This is a genomic window from Geobacillus subterraneus (genome assembly GCF_001618685.1).
GTDB lineage: Bacteria > Bacillota > Bacilli > Bacillales > Anoxybacillaceae > Geobacillus > Geobacillus subterraneus.
Genome location: NZ_CP014342.1, coordinates 979077 through 993217 on the forward strand (window position 1 = coordinate 979077; position 14141 = coordinate 993217).

The window sequence follows — 14141 nt, forward strand, 5'->3', positions numbered from 1 at the left end:
CAGGCGGCTTGTTGCAGCCGTGCGCGGGGAAACTTTTGTGCTTCCTTCCGTTTTGAAGGAAAGATCGAATCCGCAGTCATGGTTATCCCCCGCTTTTCTTCTGCTTTGCAAAGCGGGGGATGTGTTTAGATGAAAATTAAAAGACTTTTTTATGGTTGCGCTCTTCTTTTAAAATCTCGACCGCTTCGCGGAACCGCTGCGCGTGAACGATTTCCCGCTCGCGCAAAAAGCGGAGCCCGTCGTTTAAGTCCGGATCGTCGCTCATGTTGATGATCCATTGATACGTGGCGCGCGCCTTCTCTTCAGCGGCGATGTCTTCGTACAAGTCAGTGATCGGATCGCCTTTCGCCTGAATGTACGTCGCCGTAAACGGATTGCCGGCGGCGTTATGGTAAAAGAGGGCGCGCTCATGGTCGACGTAATGCGGCTCAAGCCCGACTTCTTTCAGCTGTTCCGGCGTCGCGTCTTTCGTTAGTTTGTATACCATGGTGGCGATCATTTCGAGATGGGCGAGCTCTTCTGTGCCGATGTCGTTTAGCAATCCGATCACTTTCGATGGCAGCGTATAGCGTTGGTTTAAGTAACGGAGCGCCGCGGCGAGCTCCCCGTCCGCTCCCCCGTACTGTTCGATCAAATATTTTGCCAGCCTCGGGTTGCACGTGCTGACGCGGACCGGGTATTGCAATTTTTTTTCATAAATCCACATGATCCGTTCCTCCTTGCGCTCGTGATGGATCAGCTACACTTGCCAAGGCCATGGCGTGTCGTCCCAGTTCCACGGATAGTTGGAATAGCTATGGCCAAACTGCTCGAGCGGGCCGTAGGCGGCTTCAAACTGCTTTTTCAGCTGCTTCCGCTTTTGGGCGAGTTGGTTAAATTGTTGAATCGCCTGGTAATCGGTTGGATGAGTGTCTAAATAAAGCGTGAGCTCAACGAGGGCAAAGTCGACAGCCTGCAGCTCTTCGAGCTGCTCATAATACTCCTTTGGCATTTGTTTCATGAGCCATCACCTTTTGTTTTCGTTTCGTAAGGGCTGTAATAGGGGTCGTAAAACACTTGCCAAAGCGTTCCTTTCATTAATGCTTCGCGAAGCGGAAATTGCGGCAAGTTTGGCGGTTGGAATCCGACGTACAAGTTCGGCGCGGTGACGTACGTTTTGACACGGATCGGCGGGCACGGGTCAAACGGACTAATATACGGTTCGTACTGTTTTCGTGTCGTAAACATCAAACCCCCCCTTTTTTGGCAAAGTTCAGTCTATATGTATGATAGAGCGGTATCGTTCATGCCTGTTTGCCACGACGAATGATAGGAATAAAATTAAGGAGGAAAACATGGGCCGCCTATCGATGACAGCCATGGCCGCTGTTTTGTGCACTTACTTGTTTTTTCGCTGGCTGCCGCCGCTTGAACCGTTTTCCTTTGCGCAGTTTTTGACGGGGCTGCTGTTTTCCCCGCTTCGGACATGGCTTGCGTTCGCTTGTTTTTTGCTTGGCGCTGCTGCCAATGGGGCGCTTATCCGTACGGCGATCATCGGGAGCGGGCGTCTGCTGTCCGGACGGCGGTTCCGTGTTGGTGAATGGTTGATGAGCATGGCGGCGCTCAGCCATTTTTATTGGGCGTTTCAGTTTCATTGGCAAACAGCGGCGCTTTTTTTCGTTTTTTCCTTCTGTTATGGTATGATGACGATGAGAGAACGCCGGCTGAAAGAAGGCGGCCGGCTTTAGCAGGAGGAAGTATGGTCATCGGGGGAATGATCACGAGCGTTCTGTTTTTGCTTGGCTATATGTGGAAAGAAGCGCACAGCAATCGGGTTCGTCACGTGACGTTGTCGTTTCCTCATTTTCCCATTCACTGGCCGCCGCTTACCATTTTTTTTATTTCTGATATTCATCGGCGGATCGTTTCGTCACGCATGCTTGAGAACGTGAAAGGAAAGGCTGATCTCGTCGTGATTGGCGGAGATTTGGCCGAAAGAGGGGTACCCGAAGCGCGCGTCCGCGAAAATGTACGCCGGTTGCAAGCGGTCGCTCCCGTTTATTTCGTCTGGGGAAACAATGATGACGAAGTCGATTACGATCTTCAATCATTGCTCGAGGAAGAGCGCGTCCATGTGCTCAAAAACAAAGCGAAAGTATGGGAGCACGGCGGTGTGCCGGTCGCGCTCATCGGCGTCGGCGATGTAAGCCGGAAGGAGGCGGATATCGATCGAGCGCTCGAATGTGCTCCACCCCAATCATTTCGGATTTTAGCTTGTCATAATCCGGCGATCATCGGCCGCCTGAGAGATGAACAGCGCATTTCGCTCGTGTTGAGCGGCCATACACATGGCGGGCAAATCCGGTTGTTTTCGCTTGGATTGTATGAGAAAGGAGGGCTCAAATGGCACGGAAACACTGCGTTGTTTACGAGTAATGGCTACGGGACGACCGGGGTGCCGCTTCGCCTCGGAGCGCCGGCAGAGACTCATCTCATCACGATTGTGCCCGGAAAAACGACAACCGAGAAAAAATGCTTGTCTAAAACCGGAGAAACGATGTAAACTCATTAATAATAACAAATGAACCAATTGCGAGTTGCAACATACAATAACGGTAAGAGATGGCTCTGTAGGTAAGGAGGGGTGCCGATGCGTCTTGAGCGCTTGACCCACAACAAAATTAAAATCTTCCTGACATTCGATGATTTGCTTGATCGCGGATTGACAAAAGACGATTTATGGAAAGACACGTTTAAAGTCCATCAGTTGTTCCGCGATATGATTGAGGAAGCAAGCGAAGAGCTCGGCTTCGAAGTGAACGGATCGATCGCGGTCGAAGTGTACTCTTTACCGGCACAGGGCATGGTCGTTATCGTCACGAACGAAGGCGACTACGACGACATCGAAGAAGAATTTGCCGATGATTACATTGAAATGCAAGTAACGCTCGATGAGAGTGATGACATATTTTACGAATTCCAAACGTTCGAAGATGTCATTCAGCTCGCCCATCGTTTGTGTGCGGTCGGATGCCTTGATGGCACACTCTATTCGTACCAAGGCCGCTTTTACTTGCATGTTGCCGAAGAACCACCGATTCCGCTCGACAACTTCGTCGCCTTGCTGGCCGAGTTCGGCAACCCGGCTACGATAACGATACACCGTGTGCAAGAATATGGAAAACGATTAATGGAACGCCGCGCCATTGAGCAACTCGTTCATTATTTCCGGGCCGACTAAGCATAACTAGACTCCTTTATATGGACAAGGAGTCTATTTTTTCGGGTGAAACGCCGCCTGGAGCGTTCGGCCCGTTTCACCATTTTTCCTTTGCAGACGCCAAGAGAAGGTGTATACTATGACATGGAAGGCGACAAACTATTATAGCGAGCTTATAGGAGGTTTACGTATGGCAGCCGATAAGCATACGGAAGACAAGGAACAACAATACGACGTGCTGGCGTCGACGCAAATTGTTATACATAGAGCATTGGAAAAGCTCGGCTACCCGGAAGAAGTGTACGAGCTCTTGAAAGAGCCGATCCGCGTGCTGACCGTCCGCATTCCGGTGCGCATGGACGACGGATCGGTGAAAATTTTTACCGGCTATCGGGCGCAGCATAACGATGCAGTCGGCCCGACGAAGGGCGGCGTGCGCTTTCATCCTGATGTCACCGAGCGTGAGGTGAAAGCGCTGTCGATCTGGATGAGCTTAAAATGCGGCATCGTCGATTTGCCGTATGGCGGCGGCAAAGGCGGCATCGTCTGCGACCCGCGCACGATGTCGTTCCGCGAGCTTGAGCGGTTAAGCCGCGGGTATGTACGCGCCATCAGCCAAATCGTCGGACCGTCCAAAGACATCCCGGCGCCTGACGTGTTTACGAACTCGCAAATTATGGCATGGATGATGGATGAGTACAGCCGCATCCGCGAATTCGATTCGCCGGGCTTTATTACCGGAAAGCCGCTTGTGCTCGGCGGTTCGCACGGCCGGGAAACAGCGACGGCCAAAGGGGTGACGATTTGCATCCGCGAGGCGGCGAAAAAACGCGGTTTGTCGCTTGAAGGAGCGCGCGTCGTCGTTCAAGGATTCGGCAACGCCGGCAGCTATTTGGCGAAGTTTATGCATGACGCCGGGGCGAAAGTCGTCGGCATTTCCGACGTATACGGCGCGCTGTACGACCCGAACGGGCTCGATATCGATTATTTGCTCGAGCGGCGCGACAGCTTCGGTACGGTGACGAAGCTGTTTAAAAACACGATTTCGAATAAAGAGCTGCTTGAGCTCGATTGCGACATTTTAGTGCCGGCGGCCATCGAAAACCAGATTACGGCCGAAAACGCCCCGCGCATTAAGGCGGGCATCGTTGTCGAGGCGGCGAACGGCCCGACGACGCTCGAGGCGACAGAAATTTTGACACAACGCGGCATTTTGCTTGTCCCGGATGTGCTCGCCAGCGCCGGCGGCGTGACGGTGTCGTATTTCGAATGGGTGCAAAACAACCAAGGCTATTATTGGACGGAAGAAGAAGTTGAACAGCGGCTTGAGAAAGTGATGGTCAAGGCGTTTAACAATGTCTATGACATGGCGCAAACGCGCCGCGTTGACATGCGCCTTGCCGCCTACATGGTCGGCGTCCGTAAAATGGCGGAAGCGTGCCGATTCCGCGGCTGGGTGTGAACGCGGCGAGCGCTGACGTTTGCAAGCTTTCGCGAAATCCCCTATCATAAGATAGGGGATTTTTTGCTTCGTGCGAGGTGACAAAAACATGAGGGAAGAAACCATCATCATCGTCGGCGGCGGACCATGTGGACTGGCGGCGGCGATCGCTTTACAGGATGCCGGGTTTTCGCCGCTTGTGATCGAAAAAGGAAACATCGTCCATGCGATTTATCGCTTCCCGACGCATCAAACGTTTTTCAGCACGAGCGATCGGCTCGAAATCGGCGGTGTGCCGTTTATTACAGAAAATCGGAAGCCGACGAGGAGCCAGGCGCTCGCCTATTACCGCGAAGTCGTCGTCCGTAAACAAGTGCGCGTCAATACGTTTGAAGAAGTGAAAACGATCAAGCGGCAACAAGACGGGGCGTTTTTGGTTGAAACGTCAAAAGACACGTATCGTGCCCAATACGTCGTGGTTGCCACCGGGTATTACGACCATCCCAACGATATGAACGTGCCGGGGGAAGAGCTGCCGAAAGTGATGCATTATTTTAAAGAAGCGCACCCGTACTTCAACACCGACTGCGTTGTCATCGGCGGGAAAAATTCGAGCGTCGACGCGGCGATGGAGCTTGTCAAAGCCGGGGCGCGCGTCACGGTGCTATACCGCGGCGGCGGGTATTCAAAAAGCATCAAACCATGGATTTTGCCGGAGTTTGATGCATTGGTGCGCAAAGGCGTCATCCGCATGGAATTTCACGCCCATGTGAAAGAAATTACGGAAGATGCCGTCGTTTACGAAGTAAACGGGGAAACGAAAACGATCAAAAACGATTTTGTGTTCGCGATGACCGGCTATCATCCTGACCATCGCTTTTTAACGAGCATCGGCGTTCACGTTGATCCGGAAAGCGGCCGGCCGCATTATGACCCGGACACGATGGAGACGAATGTGCCAGGGGTGTTTATCGCCGGGGTGATCGCCGCTGGCAATGATGCCAATGAAATTTTTATCGAAAACGGCCGTTTTCACGGAGATCATATCGCTGCCTGCATCGCCGAACGCGAGCGGGAAGCATCGGCCCGGAAGCCGTTGTAACCCCCGTCTAGGCGCGGCAAAATCAGATGGGCATCATGTTTGAAATCGAAAAGCGAAGGTGACGGATGTGACGAAACGGAAGGTAGTGCTGCTGACGACCGGCGGCACGATCGCCAGCAAACGGAATGAACGGTCCGGCCGCTTGAACGCCGGGGCGTTAAGCGGCGAAGAGCTCGCTGCGATGTGCCATTTGCCGGAAGAGATCGAAGTCAAAGTTGAGAGCGTGTTCCAGCTGCCGAGCATGCATTTGACGTTCGCGCATTGGATGGAGTTAAAAAAGCGGATTGAGGCGCATTTTGCCGACCCGTCTGTTGATGGCATCGTCGTCACCCATGGGACCGATGCGCTTGAGGAGACGGCGTACTTTCTTGATTTGACGGTGAATGACCCGCGCGCAATCGTCGTCACCGGCTCGCAGCGGGCGCCGGCCGATTTAGGAAGCGATGTGTATATCAACATCCGCCATGCCATTTACGCTGCGTGCGCGGAGCCGTTGCGCGGAGCGGGGACGGTCGTCGTGTTCAACGAGCGCATTTTTGCCGCGAAATACGTGAAAAAAGAGCACGCCTCGAACATTCAAGGGTTTAATGCGTTTGGCTTCGGCTATTTAGGCATTATTGACAACGATGAAGTGCATGTGTACCAAAAGCCGATCCGGCGTGAATATTACGAACTCGTGCGCCCGCTTCCGCCCGTCGACATTGTGAAATGTTATTTGGAAGCGGACGGAAAGTTTATTAAAGCGGCCCGTGAAAGCGGCGTTGCCGGCATTGTGCTCGAAGGAGTCGGCCGCGGACAAGTGGCGCCGAACATGGTCAGTGAAATCGTCAAGGCCATCGAAGCCGGCATAAAAGTCGTCGTGACGACGAGCGCCGAGGAAGGAGCGGTGTACACGACGTACGATTATTTAGGGAGCGCCTATGATTTGCATAAAAAAGGCGTGATTCTCGGCAGCGACTACGATGCGAAAAAAGCGCGCATCAAACTCGCCGTCGCCCTTGCTTCCGGCGCGGCCCTCGACGGCTTGTTTGCCTATTAGGCGAGGAGCTGTCCGGCAATTTCTCTTTTTCGCTTCCTAGTTTCGTGGTACGATAGAGGTAAAACGACAGAGAAACGGGGATCGGTATGTTTTCGCTCATTTCTGCCGGCGTCGCCCCCGGGGTGGCGCTGCTCAGCTATTTTTACTTAAAGGACGAGTATGAGGCTGAACCGCTGTCCTTTGTGTTGCGCATGTTTTTTTTCGGCGTCCTCCTCGTTTTTCCGATCATGTTCATTCAATACGTGTTAGCGGAGGAAAACATCATTTCATCGCCGGCGGCTGAAGCGTTCCTATCTGCGGCGCTGCTTGAAGAGTTTGTCAAATGGTTTATCATCTATTTTTTTGTGTACGACCACGATGAATTTGATGAGCCGTACGACGGCATTGTGTACAGCGCCAGCGTCTCGCTGGGCTTTGCGACGCTCGAAAACATTTTATACTTGCTGGCCAACGGGGTGGAGACAGCCGTCGCCCGGGCGCTGTTGCCGGTGTCAAGCCATGCGCTGTTTGCCGTCATTATGGGGTTTTATTTCGGCAAGGCGAAATTTGCCGGCCGAAAGCGCCGCTATTATTTATGGGCGTCGTTTTTGCTGCCGTTTTTTCTCCACGGCATCTATGACTGGATTTTGCTGGCCAACAAGCAATGGGGCTATTACATGGGGCCGTTTATGCTCGCTTTATGGTGGGTGGCGCTGCGCAAAGTGAAGCAAGCAAAAGGGTACGCCCGCTGTCAAGTGACGCCGTCAGCGAAAGCGGTCGTTCGAAAAGTAGAACTTCCTTAAAAAGGTGCGATTGTGGCTGCTGCAAGGCGTTGAAACGCGAAAAGGGGCATCCGAAAGCCGAACACGCGGCTTTCCGGACGGCCCTTTTTTCTTTTTTCTGCATAAAGAGGGAAAACAGGAGGAAAATAAGGATAAAAACGGCGATGGTCGACGGGAGGTTTGCATATGGTAAGGAAACTCATCATGTTCACCTTAATCGGCGCGTGGATATGCCTGCATCCAGCAAGCCATGCTGCCGCCTTTTCCCCGCAAGTGATCCAGCGGGGGGCGGTTGGGGATGATGTCATTGAACTGCAGGCGCGGCTGCAATATCTCGGTTTTTACAACGGCAAAATTGACGGCGTATTCGGTTGGCGCACGTATTGGGCGCTGCGCAATTTCCAATACGAATACGGCCTGCCAGTCGATGGGCTGGCCGGGGCAGAAACGAAGCAAAAGTTAGTGAACGCCTCGAAATACTACGAGGAGTTTGTCAAAAGACAAATCCGCCAAGGGAATGATTTCACCCATTACGGCGGCATTCCGCTCAGCCAGCAAGTGAAAAAGCGCGGCGGAGGAGGAGGGGGAACGGCGAAAACGACGGCGTCGAACGTGCCAAAAGGGTTTTCGCAAAACGATATTCAGCTGATGGCGAACGCAGTGTATGGTGAAGCGCGCGGCGAACCGTACATCGGACAGGTGGCCGTGGCCGCCGTCATTTTAAACCGGCTCGAACATCCGTCGTTCCCGGATACGGTCGCTGGAGTTATTTTTCAACCGGGTGCGTTCACCGCGGTCGCTGACGGACAAATTTGGCTGACGCCAAACGAAACAGCGCGAAAGGCGGTGCTTGATGCCATCAACGGCTGGGATCCGAGCGGCGGGGCCATTTACTATTTCAACCCGGCGACGGCGACGAGCGCTTGGATTTGGAGCCGGCCGCAAATTAAGCGGATCGGGCAGCATATTTTCTGCAAATAAAAGGAGGGAGACGGAATGGTGCGAAACATATTGCTCGCGGCGCTCGCGCTCGCTGTCATCGGCACCGGCTATTGGGGCTACCGCGAGCACTTGGAAAAAAACGCGATTTTAATCCAAGCGGAAAACAACTACCAGCGCGCGTTCCACGATTTGGCCTACCAAATCGACTTGCTTCATGACAAGCTCGGCGCCACGCTGGCGATGAACTCGCATGCGTCATTGTCGCCGGCGCTGGCTGAAGTGTGGAAAATTGCGTCCGAAGCCCACTCGGACGTCGGACAGCTGCCGCTGTCGCTCTTGCCGTTTAACAAGACGCAAGAGTTTTTATCGCAAATCGGCGAGTTCAGCTATCGAACGGCGGTGCGCGATTTAGAAGAGGAACCGTTGACAAAGGAAGAGTACAAGACGCTGCAGGCGCTGTACAAAAATGCCGGAGCGATTCGCCAAGAGCTGCGCAATGTGCAACATTTAGTGCTTGAAAACAACTTGCGCTGGATGGATGTTGAGCTGGCGCTGGCAACGAACGACCAAAAAGGCGACAACATTATTATTGACGGCTTTAAAGCGGTCGAAAAAAATATCGATACGTTCTCGAGTTCGTCGGAGTTCGGCCCGTCGTTCATCGGCCTTGCCAATGAAGAAAAAGGGTTTGTCCGCGCGCAAGGCCAATCGATTACCAAGGCGGAAGCGAAACGAATTGCCCGCGATTTCCTCGGTCTAAAGGGGACGGAGGAGATCAAGGTGACGGAAAGCGGCAAAGGAGCGGACGACCGCTTTTACAGTTTGACGATTCACGATCCGAAAACAAAGGGCGACATTTATATGGACATTACGAAAAAGGGCGGCTACCCGATTTGGGCGCTCAACAGCCGGCCTGTCGGCAAGCCGAAGATCAGCTTGCATGAAGCGGCCAGCCGCGGGATGGCATTTTTAAAACGGCATCAATTTACCGGGTTTGAGCTGTACGACAGCACGCAATACGATAATGTCGCCGTGCTTACGTTTGTCAAAAGTGAAAACGGCGTTCGCATTTACCCAGAAGCCATCCAAATGAAAGTGGCGCTCGATAACGGCCGTGTCGTCGGTTTTACGGCGCGCGATTATTTGTCATCGTCAGTCCCGCGCCCGCTGCCAAAACCGAAACTCACCGTCGAAGCAGCGAAGAAAAAGGTCAATCCGCAGTTGAAAGTAATGGAGCAGCGTCAGGCCATCATTATGAACGACTTGCAAAAACCGGTGCTTTGTTACGAGTTTTTAGGAACGCTTGGCGACGAGACGTACCAGCTGTTTATTAACGCGTCGACCGGCCTCGAGGAAAAAGTGGAAAGGCTCGAAAGTGTCGAGCCGAACTACGGGTGAGAGGAAAGGAGGGAAAGCCAAGGATAGGGCTTTTCCTCCTTTTTCATTCCCACCGGTCTGGAGCGTGGGTTGTATGGTATAATAGCCGTGTGAAACGATACGGGCCAGCGGCAAGCATAGATGATTCGCCAGCTGGCCGAAAAGGGGAAAAGCAAGATGATGATGAAGATCGGGGATCGGGTTCGCCTCGAGCCGCTCGACGGTTCGACGCGGCAATACCGAAGCAAAACGCTCGCCATCGTTGACGGGGCGATCCATATTAGTTATCCTGTCGACGAACAGAGCGGAAAAACCGTGTATTTGTTAAACGGCATGCAATTTAAGGCGAGCTTTGTCGGCCAGGACGGGGGATTATACATGTTTGATACGGAAGTGAAAGGGAAAGTGCGCGACCCGTTGCCGATGGTCGTCTTGGCTTATCCGGGCGACGAAGATGTCATACGCATCCAGCGCCGCCGATATGTGCGGGTGAAGGCAAACGTCGATGCGGCTGTCCATCCGCTTGACGGTGGATTCGCTCCGTTTGTGACGATGACGGTCGATATGAGCGCCGGCGGAGCTGCGCTTCTCATCCCGCCGGCATGCGCTTCGCTTCTTCACCCCGGCATGGCGGTTGAGCTTTGGCTTGTGCTAACCATGCGCTCCGGTGAATATTACTATATGAAAACGAAAGCGACGATCGTCCGCATGACTACTGATGAGCGCGGCATTGCGAAAATGTCGGTTGAATTCACCGACCTCCCTCTAGAAATGTTGATCTATCAAGGCTTTTCGGCCTCTCAGGGGTGTCCAAAAAATATTTTTCGACAAAATCCCTTACATCCTTTTTCAGTTTTGTGGATATCTTACAGACCTAGGGTGCGCTTCGCGGCCACGGCTGGTTATATTTTCCTGCCGCGGGGGGAAGCATATTCGATGCACCCTTTGGATCTCCGCGTCGCTGATGAGGACGAACCCTCCCATGTCTCCGGGCGTCTTCGCGCCAACATTCCCTCGTTCGGTCTCGTCATCAGGCGGAGGCCGGCCAAGCTCCTTTAGGGACTCAAGGTCGAATGGATGAAATCACGCCAGCTTCTCCGGTGTCATCTCGTTGTCCAACGATTCTTCCGTTCGCAGGGGGGAGGCCTTAGGCCGCCCGTTGCACCTGGGACAAGACGTCCTGTTTCATTCGCTCCGCGTCAAACGCTTGTTTCTTCGTACAAATCGCAAACAGCACATTCAACAGCTTCCGGCACAAGGCGACGATGGACTGCTTTCCGGTCAGCGGATTGACGGATCGGGTCGTATAATACTCATGCAGCTCGCGAAACGCCTCGTTATGCCGAATCAGCGGAATCATCGCCCGAAACAGCACCGAGCGCAACCGTTTCCGTCCCCGTTTGGAGATGTGCTTTTGCCCTTTGCGCTGGCCGGAGGAGTTCTCCTTGAGCGTCAGGCCCGCCAACTTCACCAATTGGCGCGGGTCCCGATAATGGGCGAAGCTGCCGATCTCCGCCAGCAGATCGATGATCGTGGCGTCTCCCAACCCGTCGACCGTTTTCAACCATTGGTACTCCATCGTCGTTTGAACCAATGCCTTCAACTCGGCGTCCAGTGCAGCGATCTCCGCCTCCAATTGGCGGTATCGGCGGACGAGCGCGGCGATCTCAAACCGGGCCATCGCTGTCCCTTCCGTCACCCCAATCGAGTCCTTCGCGGTGTTGATCAACGCCTGAATTTTGGCCTTCTGCGGGCATTTCATCCCTTCGCTTTGCCGGTACACCTCAAGAAGCTCCTCCACCGTCCGGCCGGCCATATCAGCCGGAAGCGGCGTCCACTCCAACACCGAAAGCGCCGTTTTCCCCAAGTCACGAAACACGGTCCAAAACTCTGGAAAATACCGATCCGTCCAGCGGACGATCGCGTTTTTCACCGCCGTCTGTTCCTTGCGGAGCTTCTCTTTGAGCGTGCTCCCCACGCGCAAATCGGCTTCAATCTCGTGCAGCAGCCGGGGAACGAGGAATCGTCCGTCTTTTGCCAGTCTGGCAATGACCAGGGCGTCTTTGGCGTCGTGTTTCGTCGGCAGGTTGTCATCAAGTTCTTTCGACCGGCACACATGCGCCGGGTTGACCATGACCAACGGGATCCCGTGCTCCTCGAGGAAGTAGGCCAGGTTCAACCAGTAGTGCCCGGTCGGCTCCACGGCGACGATCACCTCTGACTTCCCGAACGCTTGCATCGCCCCCTGAATCGCTTTATACAGCTGTTGAAACCCCTCTTTCGACTGGAAGATCGGGAACGATTTGCGAAGCACGCGCCCCCGGTCATCCACGAAGCAGGCGTAGTGGGTTCGTTTCGCGATATCAATACCCACGACAAGCGTTTGTTCGGTTACTTGATCAATTTTATAGTTTTGTGTACAATTCATCTGAAGTCCTCCTTGGTATGGTGAGTGATGTGGTTGATACCCCTGCATCATACCAAGAGGGCTTTTTTTGATCAAGTCCCCGGAAAAGCTCCTAACGGGAATGCTCCTTCCCCAAGACCGCGCCCGGCTCATCCGCTACAGTTTCGAGCGGCAGCTTGACGAAAAGAAAAGGGAAAACGAAGAGAATAAATGAGCGGGGCGTGTGGAATACTGCTAGAAAAAACGGAAGGCAGGATGTTTGTGCCATGAAGCGGATCGAGCAGCTGTTATGGAAGCTCGTTGTGATCCAAGCGATTTGTTTGCTGATCGCTCAATGGCTCGTGTTGTATACGCCGGTGGCGTTTTATATCGGCAAAGTGTACGAGTATGAAGGGGTAGCCAAGCCGGAAAAAACAGAAACGATTGAGACGGCCGTCGACCGTTGACGGCAAATATGGTACAATGAACATGAGAACATGCAGGGTTTTCCTGCATTTTTCTTTGTGCAGCCATTACATGATTCGATGAAGCAGGAGGAGTTATGGAACGACGAATTAACATCGCGATCGATGGACCTGCGGCAGCAGGGAAAAGCACGGTCGCCAAACTCATTGCCAACCGCCTTTCGTATGTATACATCGATACCGGTGCGATGTACCGCGCGTTAACGCACCGGGCGCTTCAATGCGGCGTCGACATCCATGATGAACAGGCGCTGTTGTCATTGCTCCGTGATACATCGATTGAACTGAAGCCGTCGCCGCACGGGCAATTGGTGTTTGTCAACGGCGAGGACGTCACCGATATCATTCGCGGAGAGGCGGTGACAAATGCGGTATCGTTCGTCGCGAAACACCCGCTTGTGCGCGCGGAGATGGTCGCCCGCCAGCGCGCCCTGGCCGAAGGGGGAGGCGTTGTAATGGACGGGCGCGATATCGGGACGAACGTGCTTCCGAATGCCGAGGTGAAAATTTTCTTAAAAGCCTCGGTCGAGGAGCGGGCGCGGCGTCGGCACGAAGAAAATATCGCCCGCGGCTTTCCATCTGACCTCGAAAAGCTGAAAGAAGAGATCGCCCGCCGCGACCGGATCGATTCAGAGCGGGAAACGGCGCCGCTTCGCAAGGCGCCGGACGCGGTGGAAATTGACACGACGTCGCTGACGGTCGAGGAAGTGGCGGCGCGCATTATGGAAATTGTCAACGAAAGGATTGGATGAGGGTGGATTTTTATTCGGTGGCTAAAGGAGCGGTAAAAAGCATATTGACTCCTTTGTACCGCATTCAAGTCACAGGGCTTGAGCAATTTCCAAAAGAAGGCGCGGTGCTTCTTTGCGCCAACCATATCAGCAACTTAGATCCGCCGGTCGTCGGCATTACGGCGCCGCGGCCGGTCCGGTTTATGGCGAAAGAAGAATTGTTTCGCACCCCGGTGGTGAAAACGCTCGTCAAAAACTTGCGCGCGTTTCCAGTGAAGCGCGGCATGAACGACCGCCAAGCGCTGCGCACAGGGCTTGAGGTGCTGAAACAAGGCGAAGTGCTCGGCATTTTTCCCGAAGGGACGCGCAGCAAGGACGGCCGGCTGAAACGGGCGCTGCCCGGCGTCGGTTTTTTCGCCTTGCGCACTGATGCGGCTGTCGTCCCGTGCGCCATTATCGGCCCATATCGGCCGTTTGTGCCGCTCAACGTCGTCTACGGGGCGCCGATTGATATGGCGCCGCTGCGTGAGCGGAAGGCCAGCCCGGAAGAAGCGGCCGATTGCATTATGGAGCATATTCGCCGCCTGCTTGAGCAGCATCAGTAAGCATTATAGTACATGTTGATTGAGAAAATATGGTATACTAATTAGAAAAGCGTCCTTATTTTTGCCGACAGCC

The 14141-nt window shown here is 53.8% G+C and carries 16 protein-coding genes and 2 pseudogenes; 14 read left to right on the forward strand and 4 right to left on the reverse strand.

The window, feature by feature from the left end:
• Positions 1-136 precede the first annotated feature (136 nt).
• Genes GS3922_RS04840 through GS3922_RS04850 form a run of 3 tightly spaced genes read right to left on the reverse strand, consistent with a single transcriptional unit; the run spans position 137 to position 1227 of the window.
• Positions 137-706 (reverse strand): manganese catalase family protein, encoded by a 570-nt coding sequence (locus GS3922_RS04840; RefSeq protein ID WP_063165439.1) that lies wholly within the window; start codon positions 704-706, stop codon positions 137-139.
• Positions 707-739: 33 nt separating this feature from the next.
• On the reverse strand, positions 740-1000 hold the full coding sequence (locus GS3922_RS04845) for a spore coat protein CotJB (protein WP_012820739.1): 261 nt from the start codon (positions 998-1000) through the stop codon (positions 740-742).
• Positions 997-1227: a spore coat associated protein CotJA gene (locus GS3922_RS04850; RefSeq protein WP_012820740.1), complete on the reverse strand. Its 231-nt coding sequence runs from the start codon at positions 1225-1227 to the stop codon at positions 997-999. Before GS3922_RS04850 ends, GS3922_RS04845 begins: the two co-directional genes overlap by 4 nt.
• A 107-nt stretch (positions 1228-1334) precedes the next feature.
• Here GS3922_RS04850 and GS3922_RS04855 point away from each other — a divergent pair, with 107 nt between their 5' ends.
• From GS3922_RS04855 to GS3922_RS04900, 10 genes and pseudogenes are all read left to right on the forward strand, one after another.
• Positions 1335-1727 (forward strand): hypothetical protein, encoded by a 393-nt coding sequence (locus tag GS3922_RS04855; protein ID WP_063165440.1) that lies wholly within the window; start codon positions 1335-1337, stop codon positions 1725-1727.
• An 11-nt stretch (positions 1728-1738) separates the two neighbouring features.
• Positions 1739-2542, forward strand: a complete 804-nt coding sequence (locus GS3922_RS04860; RefSeq protein WP_063165441.1) for a metallophosphoesterase — start codon at positions 1739-1741, stop codon at positions 2540-2542.
• Between the two features lie 87 nt (positions 2543-2629).
• Positions 2630-3220 (forward strand): genetic competence negative regulator, encoded by a 591-nt coding sequence (locus tag GS3922_RS04865; protein ID WP_063165442.1) that lies wholly within the window; start codon positions 2630-2632, stop codon positions 3218-3220.
• Positions 3221-3389: 169 nt separating this feature from the next.
• On the forward strand, positions 3390-4661 hold the full coding sequence (locus tag GS3922_RS04870; protein ID WP_063165443.1) for a Glu/Leu/Phe/Val family dehydrogenase: 1272 nt from the start codon (positions 3390-3392) through the stop codon (positions 4659-4661).
• An 88-nt stretch (positions 4662-4749) separates the two neighbouring features.
• On the forward strand, positions 4750-5742 hold the full coding sequence (locus tag GS3922_RS04875; RefSeq protein ID WP_063165444.1) for a YpdA family putative bacillithiol disulfide reductase: 993 nt from the start codon (positions 4750-4752) through the stop codon (positions 5740-5742).
• 67 nt (positions 5743-5809) lie between these two features.
• On the forward strand, positions 5810-6781 hold the full coding sequence (locus GS3922_RS04880; protein ID WP_063165445.1) for an asparaginase: 972 nt from the start codon (positions 5810-5812) through the stop codon (positions 6779-6781).
• 86 nt (positions 6782-6867) lie between these two features.
• Positions 6868-7563: a glutamic-type intramembrane protease PrsW gene (gene prsW, locus GS3922_RS04885; RefSeq protein WP_063165446.1), complete on the forward strand. Its 696-nt coding sequence runs from the start codon at positions 6868-6870 to the stop codon at positions 7561-7563.
• A 165-nt stretch (positions 7564-7728) separates the two neighbouring features.
• Positions 7729-8523 carry a spore cortex-lytic enzyme gene (sleB, locus tag GS3922_RS04890; RefSeq protein WP_063165447.1) on the forward strand — a complete coding sequence of 265 codons (795 nt, stop codon included), beginning with the start codon at positions 7729-7731 and terminating at the stop codon, positions 8521-8523.
• Positions 8524-8538: 15 nt separating this feature from the next.
• Positions 8539-9882 carry a germination protein YpeB gene (gene ypeB / locus GS3922_RS04895; RefSeq protein WP_063165448.1) on the forward strand — a complete coding sequence of 448 codons (1344 nt, stop codon included), beginning with the start codon at positions 8539-8541 and terminating at the stop codon, positions 9880-9882.
• Between the two features lie 159 nt (positions 9883-10041).
• Positions 10042-10623: pseudogene (locus GS3922_RS04900) on the forward strand (flagellar brake protein); the annotation flags it as partial.
• 385 nt (positions 10624-11008) lie between these two features.
• On the opposite strand, the gene GS3922_RS04905 reads toward GS3922_RS04900, so the two are convergent.
• Positions 11009-12289, reverse strand: a complete 1281-nt coding sequence (locus GS3922_RS04905) for an IS110 family RNA-guided transposase (RefSeq protein WP_012749092.1) — start codon at positions 12287-12289, stop codon at positions 11009-11011.
• A 103-nt stretch (positions 12290-12392) separates the two neighbouring features.
• On the opposite strand from GS3922_RS04905, the pseudogene GS3922_RS18315 reads away from it, so the two are divergent.
• From GS3922_RS18315 to GS3922_RS04920, 4 genes and pseudogenes are all read left to right on the forward strand, one after another.
• A pseudogene (locus GS3922_RS18315) lies at positions 12393-12482 on the forward strand (pilus assembly protein PilZ); the annotation flags it as partial.
• A 52-nt stretch (positions 12483-12534) separates the two neighbouring features.
• The gene (locus GS3922_RS04910) at positions 12535-12714 is read left to right on the forward strand and encodes a YpfB family protein (protein WP_063165449.1); all 180 of its coding nucleotides are present in this window, start codon (positions 12535-12537) and stop codon (positions 12712-12714) included.
• Positions 12715-12809: 95 nt separating this feature from the next.
• Entirely contained in the window at positions 12810-13484 is a 675-nt protein-coding gene (gene cmk / locus GS3922_RS04915) for a (d)CMP kinase (protein ID WP_063165450.1), read from the forward strand.
• On the forward strand, positions 13481-14068 hold the full coding sequence (locus GS3922_RS04920; RefSeq protein ID WP_063165451.1) for a lysophospholipid acyltransferase family protein: 588 nt from the start codon (positions 13481-13483) through the stop codon (positions 14066-14068). Before cmk ends, GS3922_RS04920 begins: the two co-directional genes overlap by 4 nt.
• The last annotated feature ends 73 nt before the right edge of the window (positions 14069-14141 follow it).